Annotated in this window: 17 protein-coding genes and 2 pseudogenes; 13 read left to right on the forward strand and 6 right to left on the reverse strand. The window is 46.0% G+C overall.

Annotation, left to right across the window (positions count from 1 at the left end; all coding sequences use genetic code 11):
- A partial coding sequence (locus tag QUA70_RS08945; RefSeq protein WP_333346450.1) for a UvrD-helicase domain-containing protein occupies positions 1 to 1235 on the reverse strand: 1235 nt, incomplete at its 3' end.
- 227 nt (positions 1236 to 1462) lie between these two features.
- Here QUA70_RS08945 and QUA70_RS08950 point away from each other — a divergent pair.
- Together QUA70_RS08950 and QUA70_RS08955 are read left to right on the forward strand one after the other, a co-directional pair.
- Complete coding sequence (locus QUA70_RS08950; protein WP_333346447.1) at positions 1463 to 2272, forward strand: pentapeptide repeat-containing protein; 810 nt, start codon at positions 1463 to 1465, stop codon at positions 2270 to 2272.
- A gap of 256 nt (positions 2273 to 2528) precedes the next feature.
- A pseudogene (locus QUA70_RS08955) lies at positions 2529 to 3589 on the forward strand (IS630 family transposase).
- Between the two features lie 43 nt (positions 3590 to 3632).
- On the opposite strand, the gene rph reads toward QUA70_RS08955, so the two are convergent.
- Positions 3633 to 4352, reverse strand: a complete 720-nt coding sequence (gene rph / locus QUA70_RS08960; protein WP_333346444.1) for a ribonuclease PH — start codon at positions 4350 to 4352, stop codon at positions 3633 to 3635.
- A 122-nt stretch (positions 4353 to 4474) separates the two neighbouring features.
- A complete protein-coding gene (locus QUA70_RS08965; RefSeq protein ID WP_333346457.1) occupies positions 4475 to 5041 on the reverse strand; it encodes a nucleoside monophosphate kinase in 567 nt (188 codons plus the stop codon).
- A 356-nt stretch (positions 5042 to 5397) separates the two neighbouring features.
- Here QUA70_RS08965 and QUA70_RS08970 point away from each other — a divergent pair, with 356 nt between their 5' ends.
- On the forward strand, positions 5398 to 5925 hold the full coding sequence (locus tag QUA70_RS08970) for a P-loop NTPase family protein (protein ID WP_333346441.1): 528 nt from the start codon (positions 5398 to 5400) through the stop codon (positions 5923 to 5925).
- A gap of 128 nt (positions 5926 to 6053) precedes the next feature.
- Here QUA70_RS08970 and QUA70_RS08975 read toward each other — a convergent pair whose 3' ends face one another.
- Complete coding sequence (locus tag QUA70_RS08975) at positions 6054 to 6233, reverse strand: hypothetical protein (RefSeq protein ID WP_333332130.1); 180 nt, start codon at positions 6231 to 6233, stop codon at positions 6054 to 6056.
- A 300-nt stretch (positions 6234 to 6533) separates the two neighbouring features.
- Positions 6534 to 8033, reverse strand: coding sequence for a GUN4 domain-containing protein (locus tag QUA70_RS08980; RefSeq protein ID WP_333332133.1), 1500 nt, complete (start codon positions 8031 to 8033; stop codon positions 6534 to 6536).
- A 610-nt stretch (positions 8034 to 8643) separates the two neighbouring features.
- Here QUA70_RS08980 and QUA70_RS08985 point away from each other — a divergent pair.
- On the forward strand, positions 8644 to 10095 hold the full coding sequence (locus QUA70_RS08985) for a hypothetical protein (protein ID WP_333346438.1): 1452 nt from the start codon (positions 8644 to 8646) through the stop codon (positions 10093 to 10095).
- Positions 10096 to 10109: 14 nt separating this feature from the next.
- Here the strand turns inward: QUA70_RS08985 and QUA70_RS08990 are convergent.
- A pseudogene (locus QUA70_RS08990) lies at positions 10110 to 10215 on the reverse strand (IS5/IS1182 family transposase); the annotation flags it as partial.
- Positions 10216 to 11086: 871 nt separating this feature from the next.
- Here QUA70_RS08990 and QUA70_RS08995 point away from each other — a divergent pair.
- The 9 genes from QUA70_RS08995 to QUA70_RS09035 all read left to right on the forward strand — a co-directional run bounded on the left by QUA70_RS08995 (position 11087) and on the right by QUA70_RS09035 (position 23624).
- The gene (locus QUA70_RS08995; RefSeq protein WP_333346435.1) at positions 11087 to 13912 is read left to right on the forward strand and encodes an ATP-binding protein; all 2826 of its coding nucleotides are present in this window, start codon (positions 11087 to 11089) and stop codon (positions 13910 to 13912) included.
- Positions 13909 to 15300, forward strand: a complete 1392-nt coding sequence (locus QUA70_RS09000; protein WP_333346432.1) for a response regulator — start codon at positions 13909 to 13911, stop codon at positions 15298 to 15300. Before QUA70_RS08995 ends, QUA70_RS09000 begins: the two co-directional genes overlap by 4 nt.
- 146 nt (positions 15301 to 15446) lie before the next feature.
- On the forward strand, positions 15447 to 15704 hold the full coding sequence (locus QUA70_RS09005) for a molybdopterin synthase sulfur carrier subunit (RefSeq protein WP_333332147.1): 258 nt from the start codon (positions 15447 to 15449) through the stop codon (positions 15702 to 15704).
- Between the two features lie 324 nt (positions 15705 to 16028).
- Positions 16029 to 16496 (forward strand): ribosome maturation factor RimP, encoded by a 468-nt coding sequence (rimP, locus tag QUA70_RS09010; protein ID WP_333332150.1) that lies wholly within the window; start codon positions 16029 to 16031, stop codon positions 16494 to 16496.
- 270 nt (positions 16497 to 16766) lie between these two features.
- Positions 16767 to 18056: a transcription termination factor NusA gene (gene nusA, locus QUA70_RS09015; protein ID WP_333332153.1), complete on the forward strand. Its 1290-nt coding sequence runs from the start codon at positions 16767 to 16769 to the stop codon at positions 18054 to 18056.
- A gap of 93 nt (positions 18057 to 18149) precedes the next feature.
- On the forward strand, positions 18150 to 18464 hold the full coding sequence (locus QUA70_RS09020; RefSeq protein ID WP_333332156.1) for a YlxR family protein: 315 nt from the start codon (positions 18150 to 18152) through the stop codon (positions 18462 to 18464).
- Positions 18465 to 18846: 382 nt separating this feature from the next.
- Positions 18847 to 22014 carry a translation initiation factor IF-2 gene (infB, locus tag QUA70_RS09025; RefSeq protein ID WP_333332159.1) on the forward strand — a complete coding sequence of 1056 codons (3168 nt, stop codon included), beginning with the start codon at positions 18847 to 18849 and terminating at the stop codon, positions 22012 to 22014.
- Positions 22015 to 22417: 403 nt separating this feature from the next.
- Positions 22418 to 23158, forward strand: coding sequence for a low-complexity tail membrane protein (locus tag QUA70_RS09030; protein WP_333332162.1), 741 nt, complete (start codon positions 22418 to 22420; stop codon positions 23156 to 23158).
- Between the two features lie 241 nt (positions 23159 to 23399).
- Positions 23400 to 23624 carry a hypothetical protein gene (locus tag QUA70_RS09035; protein WP_333332165.1) on the forward strand — a complete coding sequence of 75 codons (225 nt, stop codon included), beginning with the start codon at positions 23400 to 23402 and terminating at the stop codon, positions 23622 to 23624.
- Positions 23625 to 23704 lie beyond the last annotated feature (80 nt).

Below are 23704 nucleotides of genomic sequence, written 5' to 3' on the forward strand. Positions count from 1 at the left end.
CGCTTCTGTGATTTATTGCGTAAGCGTTGCTTGCCGTAGGCGTCGCATCCCTCTTTAAAAACTGTCCGGAGTATTGATTGGTATAACATAACTACGTGATCTTTGGCTCTTGTTATTGCGGTATAAAGTCCTGCTTTTTCTTGAAAATCTTTATCTGGATCAGGCAAGTCTTCCACTTGGTCAACGCCAGCAATAATAACAGCATCAAACTCAACTCCTTTCAGCGCATTCCAAGAATCTACAATTACGAAAGGTCGGTTTACAACGTTATAAGCTCGGTCTTGAGAACGAATTGGAGCGTGATGGGGAACACCCAATTTCTTCAGGCATTGACTAATTTCTGATTTAAATGATTTTGGCTCTTGTGGATGCAATAAAACTCCGATTGAAGATTCTGGATGACTGCTCAATGCCAGTTTAACCTGTTTAGCTATATTGTCTGGAGACATATCACTTTTTACAAGCCTTGGCTTAATAGATGAACTGCGAGAAGACTTTTTGAGTGGTTCGACAATATGACCAATTTTACCACCAGCTTCTGAGCGTTTAGCTATCTTCATATTAGCACTAGCTAAATAAGGATATATAAACTGCCAAGCTAATTCTATAATTTCTGGCGCGTTTCTATAGTTTAAATCAAATATTTGCGAACGACCCGTGACTTCAAATCCAAGATTCTTCCAAGTCCATTTTTCCTTTGTTCGATGTTGCTGACCTTCGTACACTGACTGAGTATTGTCATAGACAAAAAACATAGAGTTTGTATCGGGACTTACAGCACCTAACATGGCCACAAACCATTCATCATAAAAATCTTGAGCTTCATCAATTAAAATGGCTTGATAACGCTCTTTGGCGTTCTTTTGAACTAAATCAATAATTTTCCCTCGCATTTCAGGATTTTCATCCCACTCATAAGTATACCCTATACGATAAGCCCAACTATGAAAAGTTCGACACTCTACGTTGGAACTCCAGCCTTTTTCGGCTATTATTGAATCAATCCATTCATTCATAAAGCGATTGTAACACAATACCAAAATATCCTTATAACCTTCATCAATTAGTTTTTCAATACGATTTAGCAATACTAATGACTTACCAGAACCTGCAACGCCTCGAACTAAAGAATGACCTTTAAGCGAGAAATTTTTGGCTTTATTCTGTTGTTCGTCTAAATCTTCGTAATTTAAACGCTGATTTAAAGATTGCTCGAAGTTAATCCACTGTTCCACAATCTTTCTCCTTATATTCCTTTTGTCTAGTGTTCTTTATTCAAATCAGCTTACTAAATCTGGATAAACTTTGCAGCGAGAAAAAGTGATAAAAAGTGATAAAAAGTAGTAATATCTCCTCTACTGTGCTAAAATCTATCCACAGTAAGGTGCAAGGACGGACAAAATCCCACACATCCTGCGATCGCAACCTCAACTCGGACACGACCTTTAAGAGGATTTAACCCATGACTGTGGATGAAGCTCTCGCCATTGTCGAAACAGTCCTAGATGACGACGAACAGTTAAACGACGTGCAAGAGCTAATCTTCAAACAGTCCTGGGAAGGCAGACAGTCTTATGAGGAAATTGCTAAATTTTCTAAATATGATGATGAATATATTAAAGCGGCTGGCTATAAACTCTGGAAGTTACTCTCAGACGCTTTTGACGAAAAAGTAAAAAAAAGTAATATTAAAGCAGTTATAAAACGATACTTGCGGCGACATCAAGTGACATTACATCGAACTCAAGTTATTGGGGTTAATCTCAGCGGTGCTAACTTAAGCGGAGCTAGACTATCATTCGCCAACTTAAGTGAATCAGATTCATCAGCAGATTTACACGGTGCAATTATATCTGATAATAAGACGGCATCAGATGAAATTATCAAGGCTGAAGACGCACATAACCAGGGAATTTTGTCGAGCAGAGAACAACGGATTTATCACTGGAATGATTTGCGCTTTCACAGCCAAGAACAAGTAAAAATAGCCGAAGCGCTCGATCGCACAAACACCCTCTTTTTCCCCAACTCCAAAGCCCGCCTCACAACACCCGCAGGTAGACAAAACCAAGAACCAGATTTCCTCATATTCCACCAAGGCAAATGGGGTATTCTGGAAATATGGCATCCCGATACACAAAAAGATGAAACGCGCGATCGCCTGTTTGCATCTGACGGTATCAGCATCATCCACTATTGCGATGCTAACAGATGCACAGAAGAACCCGATCGCATTGTCCAAGAGTTTTTAGACATATTGAGTCAGGGATAGGGCGAGTGGTTTTTTCATAAGGGCGATCGCATAGGGGCCCAGAAACCGGGTTTTTTACGATAATACTTTGTTGTATCCCGCAGATTCGGTAAAAAACCCGGTTTCTTTGCTTGGAGTGCTTAAGGGCATAAGGGCATAAGGGCGATCAAACTCCGTAACAAAGTAGATTTTGCGTTGACAAATTATATCATGTCCGGTAGTACAACCATAGTAAAATAGCTAAGTATATCCGTTGTAAAACCTATGTATCTGAGCAATGCCAAAACGTATTAGCATTGAGCCACATCTCTCGTTATCAGAAGTAGAACAGCGTTACCGTCAAGCTTCATACCCTTTAGAAAGAAGTCATTACCAAATTATCTGGTTATTAGCATCTGGCAGAAGTAGCCGAGAGGTTTCACAAATAACTGGTTACAGTCTCAGTTGGATTTATGAACCAGTCTGGGGGTATAACCGCATTGGTTCAAAATCACTTGGAGATAAAAGGCATGAACATCAAGGTGCCGATACACTTTTGAATGATGTACAACAAGCACAACTATGGTAAGCGCTACAATCACATCAAACTGTTGGTGGGCTTTGGAACGGACAGTTCGTTGCAAATTGGATGAGTGAATTATTAGGACATTCAGTTAGTAGACAACGAGGTTAGGAGTATTGGAAGGCAACGAGACTACGTTTGAGAGTACCTCGACCCTCTCATCAGGAAGCCGACTTTAGGGAACAGGAAAAATAAAAAAAACCAGCAAAAACGGTGACTCAAGTTCAAGAGAAGTACCCGACGCCGATGTAGAAAGTTTGGACAATCGATGAACATAGAGTTGGGCTTAAACCAATAATGAGACGTATTTGGGTAGATGAATGGACAGTACCCGTAGCATCGGTAAATTGGCGATTTAAATGGTTCTGGTTGTATGGCCAAAGTTCACCCACAATGGGGAGAAACTAAGGCGTGAATTCTACCTTTTGTCAATACCGAAATGTTTAATCCAGTTTTAGCCGATGGAGCCCAAGATTTTGAAGTCGGGGAAAATAAACAAGTCGTATTGACGTAAGGATCAAGGTGGATGGCATACCGCTAAAAAACTTGATGTACCGTAGGGCATTCATATTATAGAAATGCCATCTCACTCTCCAGAACTTCAACCTGCCGAAAGACTATGGCCACTCACAAATGAGCCTATTGTTAACCGAACATTTGAAAATTTTGATGAATTAGAGGAAATTTTATTTAATCGCTGCCAACAATTACTCCAACAGCAAGACTTAGTTCGAGGTTTGACAAATTTCCATTGGTGGCCCCAAGTTGCGGCTTAATTATGGTTATGCTACCGGACATGATATCAGCAATTAGATTTACCTACTCAACTAAAGCCTGCCGCTGAGCCTCCAACAATTCCTGAATCCCGGTTTCTGCCAAATCCAAAATTTGATTCAACTGACTCCGGCTGAAACTTCCTGCTTCCGCAGTTCCCTGAATTTCGATGATATTCAAATCTCCATTCATTACCACATTACAATCAATTTCAGCCGCTACATCTTCAAGATAATTCAAATCTAAAAACGGCTCGCCTTCCAAAAGTCCGACAGACACGGCAGCCACTTGACGAATAATGGGCGATCGCACTAAATCACCTTTTTGTACCAACTTATTCAAAGCGTCAGCCACAGCCACAAACCCGCCAGTAATTGAAGTAGTGCGAGTCCCCGCATCCGCTTGCAAAACATCGGCATCGACAAGTATTGTGCGTTCTCCCAATAGTTGCATATCCAAGCACGATCGCAAACTACGCCCAATCAACCGCTGAATCTCTTGAGTCCGTCCCGATAATTTCATAAATTCCCGCTCTTGTCGCTGCGGTGTAGATCCCGGCAACATTCGGTATTCCGCTGTCAGCCAACCTTGTCCGGTATTCTCCAGAAATCTAGGCACTCCCGGCTTGATTGTAACGCTGCAAAGTACCTGAGTATCGCCACTTTTCGCCAGTACGGAACCGCTAGCAAATTTGGTAAACTGTCGATCGAAACTAATCGGACGAATTTGATTTGGTTGTCTGCCATCTGCACGTTGGAAAGACATAATATTTGGTGATTGGTAAGGGTAATTGGGCATTAAAAATTTAAAATTGGGTATTAATCTTCCGTTTTTTTTTGATTGGGTAAATATGCAGTCATTCAATCTAAAATCTAAAATCTAAAATCTTATGCCGATTTGCCCTTAGCCTCGATTAATTTGAGAATATCCTGCTGGACTTGTTCTGGGGATTGATCGCCATCAATAGTTAACAGTTTGTTGCGGTATTCGTAATACTCTAAAAGAGGAATAGTGCGTTCGTGGAACAAATCGAGCCGACGCTGTAAAATTTCAGGATGGTCATCCGATCGATCCCGCTCGATCGACCTGCTCAGCAAAACCTCGATCGGCACTTTCAGCCAAACTGCCCAATCTAGCTCCTGCGCCAACTCCTCTAATAAAAAATCCAACTCCTCAGCTTGAAAAGCAGTTCGCGGATAGCCCTCCAACACCCAGCCATTAAAGACATCCCACAGCAGCAGTCGGCGGCGAAAGAATTGAATCATAGTTGCGTCGGGAACTAATTCCCCTCTTTCGACATAAGACACCGCCAGCTTGCCTAAATCTGTATCTTCTGCGATCTCCTCCCGTAGAATGTCCCCCACAGCCAGCAAAGGAAGGCTCAAATTGCTGCACAGTAGTTCAGCCTGAGTTCCCTTTCCCGCTCCTGGCCCTCCCAGAATCACCACTCTCACAGTCTCTGCTCCTAGTGCCGCGACATTCAAATTTTACGCGATGTGCGTACCTTTTCTTAAAAGCCCTGGACACAGCAAGACTCTCATCACCTTGGTTTTTCACCCTATAACTGTATAAATGTCAAGCTTCGCGCCGTATTTTAGTAAAAAACCCCGTTTCTGCGTAAGTGCTAATTGAGTTCAAAAATCGAACAAACGACTGCGAATGCCACTGCCGCGAGCTTTTGACAACTTGTATATATAGTGTTTGATCCGATGTGCACTCGGCCCCGTACACTATATATTGTCAAGCAGGCTTCAGCCACGCCAAGGTCGGAGCTGCACTCAAGACTTAGTTGCTGATTAAATATTGCCCTATGGTTGCTCAGTTACAAACCCCTAAACTAAATTTAAACCACAGCTTGCCCTACACAGTTCAAGGGCTGGTGCAAGTCTTTACAGGCCCCCACCGCTGCTTTTTTACCAGTGTCATGGCTCAAGCCCTCAGAATTGCAGGACAGGGAGCTCCAGTGCTAGCGGTGCAGTTCCTCAAAGGGGGAATTAATCAAGGGCATCAGCATCCGGTGCGGCTGGGGCAAAATTTAGATTGGGTGCGCTGCGATTTGTCACGCTGCATTGAGAATGCTGATTTAGATGAGCTGGAGACGCGATCGATCGAACAATTGTGGCAGTATGTTCAAAATGCGGTGCGCGAAGGCCGTTATGCCTTAGTTATTCTCGATGAATTGAGTTTAGCGGTTAATTTGGGATGGATTCCCGAAGCCGAAGTGGTGGCCTTGATTGACAACAAACCGCATCATTTGGATATGATTTTTACAGGGCCATCCATGCCCCAAAGAATTTTGGATGTTGCCGACCAAATTACTGAAATTCGCCGCAGTTAAGGACAATGATTCCAGTTGCGATCGCCTGTTTAGCGGTCGCATTTTTTATGTAAAAAAACAGTATTTAAAAAAAGAGGCGATCGCTTAGCTCAAAGAGCGATCGCACGCTGATCAATTTACCAGCGACGTTACGCTTGAACTACCGGATCGAAAACAACAGTCAATCGATCCGCCGGCACCATCCGCTTGAGAATTTTCAAGTGACCATCTGCATCAGACCAACTGCGAAACTCACCCACAACCACCTTTTCCACATTTGGAAGCGAGCGAACTATAGTCCACGGCTTGAGACGTTTTTCTTGCAACATAATATATATCTCCTTGGTAAATTGGAGCCAAAGCCAGTCCCCATGCTTTGGCAGGGCCGAGGACTGGCTTTTGACTTTGTAAACTTGCCCTTCTCTAAGAACATAGCACAAAAAAAATAGTTTGTGATTATATCTTATTTTCCGTTTTCTTTATACGTAATTCCTACATGACAAATGATTAAACTAAAAACTTGTTAATTCTTTAATTCGCAACTCAAAACTATTTCATGACTAACACTTCGACTTCGCTTGGGGTGCAGCCAGACTAATAAATTCTGTCTTCTACCTTCTACCTTCCTTCTACAAATCCCGCCGCGACAGCAGAAACCAGATTCCACCCAAACCCAAAACACCGCACAAAACCCCGCCTTCCCACCCAAAAACAGTCCCCCCCGGCAAATGTCCAGGCTTTGCCTTAGAAGTAAAATTCAGCTCCGAATAGTATACCCACTGGCTGTTAACCCGCCAGCCCACTCGATCGCCAAACTTCTCCCAAACTGTAGCATCATAAACACCAGGCTTTCCCCCCAACTTGAGCCACAAACCCTTTTGCACAGAAAAACCGAATCTGCGGTGACTGTGCCGCACCCAAAGTTGATCGATAGTCTGCAAATCCTTAGCTGGAAACTTCCTAATATCTTCCTCGCTCAAATAACCTCGTGAAACTTGCTGCATCACCTCCAGCATTTTCACCGAAGTTTCCTCATCAGCACCCCGCCAATTTTTAGCAGCCAGCAGCCTTGCCAAATGAGAATAATCAATACCTTTTTCCGACTCTAAATTCACAGAAACTAGCGGAGTATCAGTCACAGGTTGAGTCGGAACCGAAGGACTAACAACAGTTGTCTGCTGCGACTTTTCCAGCACGGGGACAACAATAACAGGAGGTTTTAAAGCATCCAAAACTTCCACAGCCGATTTGTAGCGATCTTTAACATATTCTTGAATCAACTTATCCAAAACCTGACCTAAATCCTCGCTAATTTGTGTTCCTTTCGGCAAAGCCTCCCTCCAAAGCCAGCGGCCTTCAAGCGGGTCGTAAAGGTCATCGTGAATGTCCCCGTAGATATCGAGATAAGGCATAACAGAAGTCAGCAAGCGAATGCAAGTCACCCCCAAACTATAAAGGTCGCTAGCAGCAACAGCCCTACCGTGACGCTGTTCTAGAGCCGCGTAGCCAGGAGTTCCCAACTTCGTTCCAGTTTTAGTTGGAGCAGCCGTTACTACCTGTTTGGAAACCCCAAAATCTATCAGCACTAACTTGCGATCGCGAGAGCGGCGGATCACATTCTCAGGCTTAATATCGCGGTGAATTACATTTCGGTCGTGAACAAACTTCAACAAAGGCAACAAATCTAACAGCAGTTCGTTAGTTTTAACTTCGCTATAAGCACCGTACTTGTCTAACTCATCCTTTAAATTATTCCCATCAATAAACTCTTGCACTAAATACAAGCGCCCATCTTCCTCAAAATAAGAAATCAATTGAGGAATTTGTGGGTGTTTCAGTTCGTATAACCGCCTTGCCTCTTGTTCAAACAGTCGAACATATTTTTTAAAATGACCGGGCTTCCGCTGAAATTCTTGAGGGGGCGACAACTGTTTGATCACGCACAATTCCTCAAATTTTCCATAATTAACAGCTCGAAAAGTCCTGCCAAATCCTCCGTCGCGCAGAGGCTCAGTTGCTGCATAAAGGTCTTTTAGCAGCAGCTTTGAACCACAATTAAGACAATACTTTGTGCCTGGGGGGTTCTGACGCTTGTCTCTTGGGCAATCGAGATTAAGGCAGTATGTCATATATAAAAAAAAATGCGAACCAATTTATACTCAGGGTTTAATATTATTCAAGAGTCCGATCGCGATCGGGTTTTTGTAGAGGTGACACCTCGAACCTTACTCCGGCGGCTGCCACCGGAGCGATCAGAGGGTGCACTCTCGCCCGAGTGCCCCTGAGCAAGTATAACTCTCTTGAGGGTTTGACCTCAAACTCGAAGTCCACATCTAACCTTAGACTCCGCTCGGTGCAAAACATTTGATTTAGCGGTCAAAGAGCCACCAGATCAAACAGAAATAGTAATTTATTACCAGCCCCGTGAGCTCTGCAACGCCAAAAAAACTGAGGATTCCGCCTGAGATATAATTTTATTGCCAGAGAGAAGCACACTAACGGGAGCTACAGTTTCGGTCAACTTCGATCGACCTTAATATTTTACCAGTATAATTTATTAGCTAACCAGGCGGAATCAACAATCCAAAACTCCCCAACAAACGCACGTTAAAATAAAGACTAGCTTCCTCGATCGCAATCCGAGCGAGATCCGACAATTAGCCAGTTTTCCCTGTTTCGTTTTTTTAGCTATTACCAGTTACATCTAATTCGATCGGTCTACTTAATTAGGAACTGCCAGTGACACCAAAACTACAGCCCTCTAAAACTCCAAACTCCCGCCAAAAATCACCAAAAGTACCTTGGTTCGAGCGGTTCATGGCACTGGTCGCCCTAGGAAATTTAAGCCTAGTAATATTTGACATAAGTTACGTGCCCGGGCGAGATTTCTACCTCCGGCAACTGCCAGTTCTCACCCAAGTATACGACCCATTTAAAGGAATTAAACCCCACCGAGACACCCAGCAATATCTAGAAACCTTAGAAGAATTAAAAATTCAAGTAGTGCAAACAGGCTTGCCCTCCCCCGAAGTAGCAGCCAAATTGCAGGAAATAAACAATCTGAGCGCGAAAATGATCGACGAAGATCCCTTTCGAGTAGCATCAAAAAGCGGCACCCTAGAAAAAATTAAAGACCGAATGCGCGATCGCATCCCGAATTCGCAAGACTCCGCTAAACAATCATTCCAAGCATTCTGGAGCCAAGACTATTTAAACAAACAAGGTTGGCAAAAAGAAATCCAATGGTTTGACGCCAAAATCAAGCCATTAATCGCCACCAACTATTTCCGCGAGATTGGAGAAAATGGTGAATTTACCGATAAGTTTTGGCAACTCGACCTGCCATTTATTGCCATATTCGCGATCGAATTTCTAGCCCGTACCTACTTGATCAGCCGCCGTCACCGCAGCGTCACTTGGCGAGCAGCCATGCTCTGGCGATGGTACGACATCTTCCTGATGCTCCCTTTCTGGCGCCTGTTGCGAGTATTACCCGTCACAATTCGCATCCACCAAGCCAAAATGCCAGATCTCCAACCCATACGCACCCAAATCAGCCGAGGTTTCGTCGCCAACTTCGCCCAAGAATTGACCGAAGTTGTAGTAATTCAACTCATAAACCAGATGCAGCAATCAATTACCACAGGCGAACTCGCTCGTCAACTATTTCAATCTCAAAAACAGCGCTATCTAGACATCAACAATATCAATGAAATAGAAGCGATCGCCACCCATCTAGTCCAAATAACCGTCTACAAAGTCCTCCCCCAACTCCAGCCCGACCTAGAAGCCCTTCTCCGGTACAATATTGAAACCTTCCTCAAACAATCCCCCCTCTATCAAGGATGGAAGCAAGTACCCGGCCTGGGAAACCTGCCCGAACAGCTAGCACAGCAATTAGTTGCAGAACTCTCAAAATTAGTCACTCTCGGCCCCCAAGATGCCTACGAAGCCTTCAAAATCGCCAGCGAAGACCCCATAAGCATCAAACTCTCAAGCCAGCTAGTCCAACATTTCGGGCAAGCTTTAGGAACCGAACTGCAACAGCAACAAACCTGGCAAGAAATACAACTGCTGCTGTGCGACTTCCTAGAAGAGTTCAAAATCAACTACATTCAGCGGTTGAGCGAAGAAGACTTCGAGAAAATTTTAGAACAAGCCAAAGAACTGCAACGGATAGCCCCGCGTTAGGACAAGTCTCTTCACGGGATGCCCGCTGGGTAGCGGTACAAAACCGCTTCCAGGAACAACCGATTGTAAGCAAGCTGTCCTACCCACATCATCTTCACGTCCGCGCAACAAATCTTTGATCCTTTGCCACTGTTCATCCCGTAGGGCATAACGGTGGCTCTTTACGGCGAGCGAATCCTTCTAGTCGGCTGTATCTCTACTTCACCTTCCTTTACCTCAACTGATGACAGGCCCTAGCCTCTAGGATTTGAAGAACCTTAAAATCCTTGGCAGCCCTCGGTTCCTCTCTAATACCAAATTCACTATTAAGCTGAGATAGTTTCCCAGAATAAAAAGAATAGCCCTCAGCTTTCTCCTCTGTCATAATCCCTTCTGCTGCACCGCTTTACTTATTTTTTTCGTGCCCCATTAGCAATTAGCAATTACCCTGCGGTAACTCCTGCAAATGAAACTTGCTTGAATTGTAAAGTTTCATGTGCGATCGGCATTATCTACCAAAGTCATCTGCAGGGTTGTGCAATCACATCTTCCGCGCGGTAGTGAGTTAGACCGCCGTTAGGGTTCTCAGCGGCCTGGCGTGTCATGTTTTTAGCGAGAGAGGTCAATTTTTTTAGAGGTATATATTATATATATATAAGTTTGAGAAAATTATACTTTTGAGAACTAATCTGTAAAGTAAAGTTAAAAACTACTACAAATAGCTCTAAACCAAGTAATCTATTAGATATGATTTGTAACTGCTTTCCTACAGGCTAAAAAGTTTTACAAATGCTAGGGAAAAAATTAGGCGCGTCAGTATCTTTAGTCAGCTATAATTATAACGCTCTCCGGGAAAACACGTAAGTAGCAATGCTTGTTCAAGCAAGTTACTTTCTAAAAATTTTCATTAACTCTTATACATTGCTTTTGAATATCTATTTACTCAGCCTCATTTCACTAAATCCACTTAGATTTTTCAGCCCACTCGTTACCCCAGGAGTAACAGCAATCAATGTCACAGACCTATCTAACAACTTTCCTGTCAAACCGTTCTAAAAAAAAGCTGTCACTTCGGCTGATTTTAGTATTGCCATTCGTCCTGCAAATTTTTGCCGCCGTCGGGCTGACAGGCTGGCTCTCCTTACGGAACGGACAAAAAGCAGTCAACGAAGTTGCTAGCCAGTTGCGGAGTGAAATTACGGCCCGCATCCAGCAGCAGCTCAACACATACCTAGATACAGCCCCTCGCGTCAATCAACTGAATGCCAATGCCCTTCGACTAGGATACTTAAATCCAGACGAATTGGAGAGTACGGAGCGCTATTTGTGGGAGCAAATTCAAGCCTTTCCTTCTCTGCCCAATATGGGTTTTGCTACTAAAACAGGAGAGTTCATTGCCATTGAACGCCAAGAGAATGGCAAAGTAGTTTTTAAAATAGCAGACAAAGAGCATCGGAATGAACTTCATATTTATGAATCTGATAGCAAAGGCAATCAAACGAAGCTCTTAAAAGTCTCCCGAAACTACAATATATTCAGCCGTTCATGGTATAAAGACAGTGTACGCTTAGGCAAGCCCACATGGAGCGAAATTTTTTCGCTTACAGGTCAGAAAACGCTATCGCTTCCTGCCGGACATCCAGTTTATGACGAAAGTGGCGAGCTGCGTGGGGTATTCGTTGCTAATTTTCTGATCTCTTTCCTCAGTGACTTCCTGCACAGCTTAAACATTGGTCGTTCGGGACAGACATTCATTATGGAACGTTCTGGACTCCTAGTAGCTAGTTCAACTCTCAAAGAAGCATTTATCACCAACAATGACAAGCTCGATCGCCTGAATGCTTTAGACAGCACAGATGATTTAATTCGGCTGACAACAGCACAGTTAAAAGAACACTTTGGCGACCTCACTAAAATTAATAGCTCTCAGCAATTGGATTTTACGATCGCCCGCCAGCGGCAATTCCTCCAAGTTATGCCCTTTCAGGATAGCCGAGGATTGGACTGGCTGATCGTGGTCGTAGTTCCTGAAAGCGATTTCATGGATCAAATTAACGCCAATACCCAGACTACCATTTTGTTGTGTTTGGGAGCCTTAGCGCTGGCTACCGTTTTGGGAATCCTAACCGCACGCTGGATTACCAGCCCGATTCTCCGTTTAAGCGCAGCTTCTAGGGCGATCGCAAGTGGGGATTTAGACAAAAGTGTGCAGATAAAAGGCGCCGAGGAATTAGAAGTTCTGGGTCAGTCTTTCAACCAAATGGCCCAGCAGTTGCGGGAATCTTTTAATGCGTTAGCAAAGACTAATTCCGAGCTAGAAATTAGAGTAGAAGAACGCACCGCTGAACTCACGGAAGCCAAAAAAATCGCTGATACCGCCAACCAAGCTAAAAGTGAATTTTTAGCGAATATGAGTCACGAATTGAGAACGCCCCTCAATGGCATTTTAGGGTACGCTCAAATCCTAGAACAATCGACAACGATGGCTCCGAAAGAGCTCCAAGGCATCAGTATCATTCACCAGTGTGGCTCCCACCTGCTCACCCTCATCAATGATATCTTAGACATCGCTAAAATTGAAGCCCAGAAATTTGAACTGTACGCAAAAGATTTCCCTTTTCCTTCCTTTTTACACGGAGTCGCAGAAATTTGCCGCATCCGAGCCGAACAAAAAGGAATTGCTTTTGTTTATCAACCCTGTCTTGGAATGCCTCCTGGCATCCACGCTGACGAAAAACGGTTGCGGCAGGTACTCATTAACTTACTGAGCAATGCAATTAAGTTTACCGAGTCGGGAGGGGTGACTTTTAAGATAGAATATCTGGAAATGGGGATAGGTGAAAAGTTAGAAGGCAATCAGCAAAAACCCCCCTCACCAATTCATAAAATTCGCTTTCAAATTGAAGATACTGGCGTTGGTATGACACCAGAACAATTAAAAAAAATATTTTTGCCTTTTGAACAGGTAGGAGACAGCAAGCGTCAGGGAGAAGGAACCGGGCTCGGTTTGGCAATTAGCCAGAAAATTGTCGAAATGATGCGTAGTACAATTCAAGTAAAAAGTCAGTCAGGAGCAGGCAGTGTTTTTTGGCTAGATTTGGATTTACCGGCAGCGACAGAGTGGGGAAATACAGCCCCGATTGCCAAGGAACGAAAACTGGTTGGTTACCAAGGTAGAAAGCAGAAAATTTTGGTAGTGGATGACAAATGGGAAAATATCTCAGTCATTGTCAATCTGCTGGAACCCCTCGGATTTGAAGTTACCGAAGCTAAAAACGGTCAAGAGGGTTTAGACCAAGTAGCACAGTTTAAGTTCGATATGATTATCACTGACTTGGTGATGCCAGTGTTAGATGGCTTTGAGATGATGCGCCGTATCCGAAATTTGCCACACTATAAAGAGGTGGCAATCATTGCTTCATCGGCAAGTGTATTTGCTACGGATCAACATAAAAGCTTGGAGGGTGGAGCAAACGATTTTCTCGGTAAGCCCGTGCAGATAGAAGAGCTATTTGATATGTTGCAAAAATATTTGAAACTTGAATGGATATATGACGAACGAAAAAATGAAAAAATCAGCACTATTCCCCTTTCCTCTGCTCCTTCCTCACTTTCTGAATCAACCCCTTTAATTGCTCCCCCGCTAGGAGAGATGGAACTTTTATTTGAACTGGCAATGAGAGGCAACCTGAAAGGAATTGTGAAGCGCAGTGAACACCTAGAGAAGTTGGATCAGAAATTTTCGTCGTTTGCTGTAGAGCTGCGCCAGTTAGCCCAAGGCTATCAGGTCAAAAAAATCAAAGAGTTTATTACATCCCACCGAATAGAAAAAGAATGAAGGTAGAAAATATGGAAACCAGCACCATTTTAATCGTCGATGACAACCCTAGCAATCTGGACGTACTTTCTGAAGCTTTAGCGGGTTCAGGATGGGAGATATTGGTAGCAACTGATGGCGAAACTGCTATCGAACAGGCTGAATACAGTCAGCCCGATTTGATTCTGTTAGATGTCATGATGCCAGGAATTGACGGGTTTGAAACCTGTCATCGGTTGAAGGCAAGTCCGTTGACGAACGAAATTTCCGTAATTTTTATGACGGCTCTTTCTGATATAGGAGATAAGGTCAAGGGCTTTAATCTAGGGGCTGTGGATTACATTACTAAACCCTTTGAACAAAAAGAGGTGTTAGCTCGTGTCAACCTCCATTTAAAACTGCGTTCTTTGACTAAAACTCTTGCAGAGCAAAACCTAATGCTGAAACGGGAGATAGAAGACAGGCTTGCAGCAGAATCAGCGTTATATCAGCTCGCGCAGGAGTTAGAAAAACGGGTGGAAGAACGAACTGCTCAACTTTCTCAAGCTTTGGATAATCTTAAAAAAGCTCAAGTGCAAATCGTTCAAAGTGAAAAAATGGCTTGCCTCGGTCAGCTTGTGGCTGGGGTGGCTCACGAAATTAACAATCCAGTTAGTTTTATCTCCAGCAATCTCCCTCCTGCAAAGGAACATATTGCCGATTTGATCGCGATGGCGAAGCTTTGCCAGTACAGCTTTGCTTCGACATTAGAATTTGAGGAAAAGTCCCAGGAGCTTGATTTAGAGTTTATCGTTGAAGATTTGCCTAAAATTATTGATTCAATGGCTGTAGGAACAGAGCGACTTTATAATCTTTCTATGTCACTGCGTAATTTTTCTCGATTGGATACATCGGCACTCACACCAGTGAATATTCACGATGGCCTAGATAGTACCCTGTTGATTTTAGGTCATCGGCTGAAAGGTAAAGGCCCTCACACCGCTATTAAGGTTATTAAACAGTACGGTGAACTGCCACTGGTAGAGTGCTATCCGGGGCAACTAAATCAGGTGTTTATGAATGTGTTAGCGAATGCTATTGATTCTTTAGAAGAGTCTACGATTAGTTGTCCGCTGTGCAGTGAACAGCAACAGAGCAATGACAATCCGCAGATTCGGATCTGCACTGAAATGCTTCAGGGCGACAGAGTAATGATTCGGATTGCTGATAACGGGCTTGGGATAACGCCGGAGATAATGCAGCATTTATTTACGCCGATGTTTACTACAAAATCAGTGGGTAAAGGGACAGGTTTAGGCTTGTCTATTAGCCGTGAGATTGTAGAAGAAAAACATGGTGGTCAGCTTACCTGCATTTCCTCGCCTGAAGGGGGGGTAGAGTTTGTAATTGAGATTCCTATTCAGCAGTAGTAATCAGAATTCTTTCTGGTGAATGTTTGGGCTGCTGTTTTGTAAATATACCGTTAATCATGCGATCGCCCCTGTCTAATCTACTGTCTAATCTACCAATCACGATCACTGTCAAACTCTTCGCCACCTATCAAGAAGCATAGGGCTTGTCCGAACTGAAATTAGAATTTTCCAAAGAAACCCCCCTATCGCAAGTCCTAGAACGCCTGAGTGCTGCTCGCGCCACAGTTAGAAGGGTGGGCGATCACACCCGCTCACGGTATCAACCAGGAATTTGCCCTCGCCCCACCCCACTCCAAAACGGCGCTCAAGTCGTCCTTATTCCCCCTGTCAGCTATCCCCCTCTCCCCTCGGACACTCCCCCGAGGGCGATCGGTTTGTCACCGGGCGGGCGATCGAGCTAAACTGAGAACAGAGGCCTGCCTTCGATCAGAAGAAGTCCTCAAACTTCTTGGAAGAAATTGTTTTACCTAGGAGTGGGTCAAGCCCACTTTTTTTGTTGCATTAGTCGCAGGAAAAGAGCTCAGGGCGTCTGATTTGCAAGTTGAGGACTGATTTAGTAGGGGTAATCCCCCCGCTTGAGATCCCTGCTGGGATGTTGGGTAAGTCCCAAAGTTGAAGACGAAAGTCGCAGCCACCTAATCAAACCACCTCAAAGCCAAGCAATCTCAACACCAAATTTTTCCTTGCCGTGTCCGAGTTCAGGAGTTTTAACTTAAGTATTCGATATGACTCATCCCCTAATCCCACAAATCATTGACTTAGCTACCCCCGTTGCGGAAACACTGGGATTGGAAGTAGTGGGAGCAGTGTTTCACACCAACCAAAATCCTCCCGTCTTGCGGGTAGACATCCGCAACCTCCAACAAGACACCGGTTTAGGTGACTGCGAGCGCATGAGCACAGCCCTCGATGCCGAGTTAGAGGCAGCCGACATCATACCCGATGCCTACGTGCTAGAGATTTCCAGTCCCGGAATATCCCGATTGCTCAGCAGCGATCGAGAATTCATTACGTTTAAAGGTTTCCCCGTGACAGTCAAAGCCAGCGAACCGGACTCGCGAATCAAAGAGTGGAAAGGACTACTCCTCTCCCGGGATGAAACAGCGGTTTATCTCAATCAAAAAGGGCGACAGGTTAAAATTCCCCGCGCTCAGATTGTCAAAGTTGAACTAGACGAAGGAAAGGAGAGGTAAAGGGAAATTTTGAGTTTTGAGTTTTGAGTTTTGAGTTTTGAGATTGCCTCGCAGCAAGCTGAAAACGCTTCGCTGCGAGTTACTTTTTAACAATCACATCCGTAGCAGCGGGTTGAATAGGAACAACAAATAAATTGTTACAGCACCCAGCTCCCCTAATCCTATCCAGTAACTCATCAATCCTCTGCCATCACTTTTTCTCAAAAATTTCCAAGTACCAATTACCGATTACCAGTTACTTACTACCAAAGCAAAAAAGGAGTGTTTTATATGTCAATGGTTCCCCTGCCCGGACTAAAAGAAATGGTCGAAGGTATTAGCAAAGAACGGAATTTACCCAAACACGCCGTCCAAGCAGCCTTGCGAGAAGCCCTGCTCAAAGGATACGAGCGCTACCGCCGCACCCAAAAACTCGACCACTTCAGCGAAGAATACTTCGACAACTTTGATGTAGAGCTCGACGCAGAACAAGAAGGTTTCCGCGTTTTAGCCAACAAAACTATTGTCGAAGAAGTCATCAATCCCGATCACGAAATCTCACTTACGGAAGTGCAAGAAGTAGCCACGGAAGCTCAACCGGGTAGCATCGTGCTCGTAGACGTAACACCAAATCAAAAAGAATTTGGTCGCATGGCCGCGATCCAGACCAAACAAGTTCTCGCTCAAAAACTGCGCGACCAACAGCGCAAAATGATTCAAGAAGAGTTTAAAGATTTAGAAGAAACCGTTCTTCAAGCAAGAGTGCTCAGGTTTGAGAGGCAGTCGGTGATTTTAGCAGTCACCAGCAGCTTCGGTCAGCCAGAAGTAGATGCCGAACTCCCTAAGCGCGAACAGTTGCCTAACGACAATTACCGGGCCAACGCTACATTCAAGGTTTATCTCAAAAAAGTAGGCGAAGGCTCTACTAGAGGGCCGCAGTTACTTGTTTCTAGAGCCGACGCAGGTTTGGTGGTTTACCTGTTTGCTAACGAAGTACCAGAAATAGAAGACGGGGTGGTGAGGATTGTCGCCGTAGCCAGGGAGGCAAATCCGCCATCCCGGCACGTCGGCCCCCGGACTAAAATAGCAGTTGATACTCTCGATCGCGACGTAGACCCTGTAGGAGCCTGCATCGGAGCGCGGGGATCGCGGATTCAGGTAGTAGTCAACGAATTGCGCGGCGAAAAAATAGACGTGATCCGCTGGTCTCCAGACCCAGCAACTTATATTGCCAACGCTCTGAGTCCTGCTAGAGTAGATGAAGTGCGTTTAGTTGCTCCAGAAGGTCGGAGAGCTCACATTTTGGTCGCTGAAGACCAACTCAGTCTTGCCATTGGCAAAGAAGGTCAGAACGTCCGCCTCGCAGCTCGCCTAACCGGTTGGAAAATCGATATCAAAGATATTGCTAAGTACGATCGCGCTGCCGAAGACAGCAAATTGGCAGCAGAAGCAACTAGGCTCGAAGAACTAGCAGGCGACTACGACGCAGACGAAGCAGGCGACTACGACGGCGACGAGGAAACCGCAGAATTTGAGGAAGAGGAGGCAGTCGCCACGGAGGAAACCGAAGCCGCAGTCTAAAAACTGTGACATTCACTCTTATTTTCTCGATCGGGAGACAAGGAGGACTTGTCCCCTACTCCCCCTCTCCCCCTACTCCCCCTCTCACAAGAAATGAAACCGAACTACCGGTGCTGTACAAGTTGTCGAAAAATAGCTCCTAAGGAAGCTTTTTGGCGAGTAGTCAGGCTCTATCCTTCTCATCAGGTACAATTAGATCGTGGCATGGGTCGTTCTGCTTACCTTTGTCGGGAAGCTGAATGCCTCAAAGCAGCTCAGAAAAAAAATCGACTTGGGCGATCGCTCAAAGCACCTGTGTCTGACGAACTGTACCAAACACTTTGGCAGCGTTTAGCCACATCTGACTGTACATCTTACTCTGGCTCACCCGGACGAAAAACCGACAATAGTTCGGCATCGGCTGTATAAACCCTCTTGGCAGCCCTACCAGTAATTACTGGTAGCGCCAGCTATAAAACCCCAATCCGATCTGCCCACCAGTCTGGAAAGATTTGTGTCAGATTAGATAAGGGTAGGGTACTAGCAGAGGTATCCTCAAGGTGGAAAGGCAAACTTTGAAGCTTGAGAGAGTGGGTTTTGCCAAAACTCAGACTTCGGAGTTCCAAGTTCCCAAACAGACTTGAGAATTCTTCAACCGCAGACTTCAGCGAGTTGCATCTTTTAGATAAAATTGCTGAGCGAGTACCAAAACCCCGATTCCTGACACTGAATCAATCACACCGAATGATGTCGTCATTAGCACAAAAAATCACAATGTAAAAACTGGTTGGCACAAAAGAGGGCAGAGTGGATGAACAACGGCAAAGTAAGAATTTACGAATTATCACGGGAACTAAATTTGGATAATAAAGACATCTTGGCAGTATGCGAGCGGCTCAATATTTCAGTCAAGAGCCACAGCAGCACAATTACAGAATCAGAAGCAGAGCGCATTCGCAAAACGGCGGAAAAATACGTAGCCAGTAGCCACTCTTCCCCCGGCAAGCCAGCTCCACCCGAAAGAGCAGCAGCGCCATCTAGAGAATCTGGCCCTCACCCTAACGACCAACAAAAAAAGCAGCAAATTTTAGAAATACGCAGTCCAAAAGTACGGCCGGCTGGTGCAAACTCCCAGCCTGCGGGCAACGAGGAGAACAAAAACCAGCCTGCGGCAACCGTGGCAACTCCTCCCAAGTCGCCTGCAGCTCAACAACTCCAGCCTCCCGCTAAACCGAATATCAATCGACCTGTACTGTCGAAGCCAAATGTCGCTGTATCGGCGGCTCCGTCAGAAATAGTGTCGGAAACTGTAGGTGCGATCGCCCCGGAAACAACCGCCCAGGCTCAGGCACCTGTGGCACCTCAACCGCCGTCGGAAAAGGCTCCAGAACGCACCCAGCAACCGCCGATCGCCCCCCCTGCGCCGTCGGCCAAACTCACGTCGCCGCCAGTCAGAGGGGCGTCAGAGTCGGCTAGCCGTACCCCACAAAATCTGGGGAACAAGCCGGTACTCAAACTTGCAAAAACCGAGCAAGAGCAATCAGAACAGTCAGAAACTCTGGAAGCGCCGGCTAAACCGAGCCGCCCCAGCAGACCTACACCGGGAGGTACCGAATCCCGCGACGCGCAAAGACCGCGCCGGGAAGGCGCTGGTGGCCCAGTCAAAACTCCACTTGCCGATCGACCCCAGCCCGGTGGCCCGCGCCGGAGCCTTGCCCCCGCAACGTCAGCTACCGGGCTGCGTAGCCGGGGCGGTGACACCGGAGCCTCCGGGGATGACACTGATGACAATGAAGAAGATAATACGCCGTTGCTGGGGATTACTCTCCTCGAAAGGCCCTCCCTCCCTCGTCCTGCCAAAAAGACATCGGTCATTTGGGAAGAAGATGATGACGAAAACTCAGATGCTGCCAAAGCTGCCAAGGCAGTTAAGGCAAAACGTTCTCGCCTCAAACCCATAGACGAGGATGATGATGACTTAGAAAACGGCTTGGATCTGCCAGCACCAGTCACGGTCAGCCTGTCCCTAGCCCGCCCAGCTAAAGCGAAGGGACAAGCAGCACCCAAGTCAACACCAACTCCGGGCGCACCCGGAAGCAGCGGAAAAAATAAGAGACCAGGCCCTTCTCACGATAAAAGTTCTTCTTCAGGTTCGAGCGGGGGACGCGGCAACCGGGGCAAAACAGCCGAAGCTAAGGTAGAACGTCCAGAAAAGCTGCTGCTGAGCAGGCCGATGACCGTTCAAGAACTAGCAGTTACTCTGGCTGTTCCCGAAACCGAAATTATTAAGCGGCTGTTCTCTAAAGGAATTGCGGTAAATATTACCGAAACCCTGGACATTCCAGCGGTGAGGATGGTAGCCGAAGAAATGGGCGTAGAGGTGGAAACCCCAGAAAAAGTAGCCCCAGCTATCAAAGTGATCGAGATGCTGGACGCAGCGGATTTGGAATACCTCGAACGCCGTCCGCCAGTAGTAACGATTATGGGTCACGTGGATCACGGTAAAACTACCTTGCTCGACTCGATCCGCAAAACCAAGGTGGCTCAGGGAGAAGCTGGGGGCATTACCCAGCACATCGGTGCTTACCACGTGGATGTGATACACGAAGGCAAGAGCCAGCAGGTGGTATTTTTGGATACGCCCGGTCACGAAGCCTTTACAGCGATGCGGGCTCGGGGAACACGGGTTACGGACATCGCCATCTTGGTGGTGGCGGCGGACGACGGCGTGCGACCCCAGACAATTGAAGCGATCAGCCACGCGAAAGCGGCGAAAGTGCCAATTGTCGTGGCTATCAATAAAGTTGACAAGGAGGGTGCTCAGCCGGAACGGGTGAAGCAAGAGCTTACTGAGTACGGCTTGGTGGCAGATGACTGGGGCGGCGATATCACGATGGTTCCAGTCAGCGCGATTCGAGGCGAAAACCTGGATACGCTGTTGGAAATGATTCTGACAGTCGCGGAAATGGAAGACCTCAACGCCAACCCGCACCGACCGGCTAAGGGTACTGTGATTGAAGCTCACCTCGACAAGGCAAGGGGGCCTGTGGCAACTCTGCTTGTGCAGAACGGCACTCTGCGAGTGGGCGATATTGTGGTCGCAGGCTCGGCTCTGGGCAAGGTGCGCGCAATGATCGATGACCGGGGCGATCGCGTAGAGCACGCAACTCCATCCTTCGCGGTGGAAGTGCTGGGGCTGCGAGAAGTTCCTCGCGCCGGAGACGAGTTTGATGTCTTCGCAAACGAAAAAGAAGCTGCGGCGATCGCCTCTGGAAGAGCTACCTCCCAACGAGATTCTCGCCTGCTGCAAGGCGGCCGGATCAGCCTCAGCGGCTTCTCTCAACAAGCTAAGGAAGGCGTTCTCAAGGAACTCAACTTGATCTTGAAGGCAGATGTCCAAGGCTCCCTCGAAGCAATTGTCGGCGCTCTGACTCAACTTCCTCAAAAAGAAGTTCAACTCCGACTGCTGCTATCTGCTCCTGGGGAAATTACAGAAACGGATATTGACCTCGCTGCAGCCAGTAATGCTGTAATTATCGGGTTCAATACTACTCTGGCAACCGACGCTCGCCTCGCGGCCGACCAAGCGGGCGTAGACGTGCGGGAATACAGCATCATCTACAACCTCTTGGATGATATTCAAGGGGCGATGGAAGGCCTGCTGGAACCCGAATTGGTGGAAGAACCTTTGGGTCAAGTCGAAGTGCGCGCTGTCTTTGCGATCGGTCGCGGGGCTGTGGCTGGATGTATGGTACTCTCTGGCAAAGTCATCCGTAACTGTAAGGTGCGGGTGCGCCGGGGTAACAATGTCGTTTACGAAGGTGTCCTCGACTCCCTAAAACGGATGAAGGAAGATGCCAAGGAAGTCAATTCTGGCTTTGAATGCGGCATTTCTTTGAGCGGGTTTAGCGACTGGGCGGATGGCGATCTTATTGAAGCCTACCGGATGGTTACTAAGCGCCGGACTCTCTCTCAATAGTTTTGAGTTGTGAGTGTTGAGTTGGAAGAGAATTTTTGAGTGATCGCAACCAAATTGCCGATCGCTCGCAACTATTCTCTTCACTCAATACTCCCAACTTTTGTTTTTAACTTATAGCAGAAGCAAGAAGCCAGAAGGCAGAAGGTTTTAGTTATCGAGGTGAGAAGGAAAAAGTAATAAAAGCAAATATATCCGCAATTAACAACGTCCTCATCGTCTTGGCTGTCCCTAAAAATTCAAAATTTAAAACTCCAATAAGACTTACGCAAAGCAACCGAGTTGCCTCCTACAATGCTCGGTTTGACCGCTAGATATGTACTCTTCGCACGGGTTTCTTGGTTAAGAGTGCGTCCCAGACTATCAAAACTCAAAATTCAAAACTCATAACTCATAATTATTGAAAGTGCGTTCTTTTTGGTCAGATCCTTTTTTGTGGATTCACCTTTCTGGGGCGGCTACACTGCCGATTTTCCTAGGACTGTGCTTGCTGGGACTCGCAGTGGGTTCTCCCCTGCTCCCTGTCTGGTTAGAAATGTTTTTAGTGGCTGTAGCAGGTATTGTTCCTGTGCTGTGGATGCAGTGGTTCCGCCCTTTTTACATTTTTAGTATTTTAGTTGTGGCGGTAAAACCGCAGAATTTAACTTCTGTGCAGCACCGGATTCTGAGTCGGTTTAAAACTAACTTAAATAAAGGACTCGCTTTATTTGTCGCTGTTTTGCTGGCAGTAATTTTGTGGCAGCTTTACCGATTCGCTCCCCTCGCGGCTTCGGTGGCTCCCTTTCCTCCTTCCTGGCGGTGGGCTGGATTGTTGTTGGCAGTTGCTGCTTTTTTAGCTAGCAATTTGTTTGTGCAGGTGTCTGCTAGTGTCATGGCGGTTTTGCTGACGCCGGAATCAGAATTTGCAGCGACAAAGCCTCATGTTTTAGAAAAAATTCGGCAGGATTTTACGATCGCGCCTTGGCAAGTTGATCGACTTTTGCCGGCTTTGGCAGCCGAGACAACTGCCGCTGTGGCTGCACCCCTAGAGTCAATTGGGGCAGCATCCGGCATAGGGAATTCGTCAGCCGGCAGTATGGTCAACCCAAAACCTGCTGACACCAACGGCGTTACATCTCTACCCGAACAGTCGATCGAAAAAAAGTGAAATAAAAAATTAAGATGGGCACAATTGTAGTTTAAGCTACTTTAATTTTGACAGATGTATGCAGTAAAAATAATAGAGAATACCCCTCCTCAGATTGAGATTATTAATAGTCTTAATATTTAATTTTTAATCGCAGGTTGTGGAGATTTTATATGGGCTATTTGGAGAGAAGAATCTATAATAGATACTGTCAAGGTAAGCTTTCAATCCTTACAGGGGATTAAAACAGAGGTATAACAATATGGCGAATTATCTACCGCTCCCACAACAACCTCAAGCCGGAGATCCGAGTGAGCTGTGCGAAGATTCTGAAATCTGGGGCAGTCTCAAATCCGCGATCGGCGCAAGTTCAGGATTTCAACGCTGGCAGCTAGAACTCAATTTTGAGCGTCAGCAGCAAAATGCCACCATCGATCAGCAGGTTCGTTCCTATCTGCGGGAAACTTTAGAAACTTTGGCTTATTGAGTACCCTAAAACCAAATATTGTCACAGTTTGTGAATTTTACAGCCCAATTCTGCTGGCATCCCCTCCAATATGCTAAGTG

The organism is Microcoleus sp. LAD1_D5, assembly GCF_036702115.1.
GTDB lineage: Bacteria > Cyanobacteriota > Cyanobacteriia > Cyanobacteriales > Microcoleaceae > Microcoleus.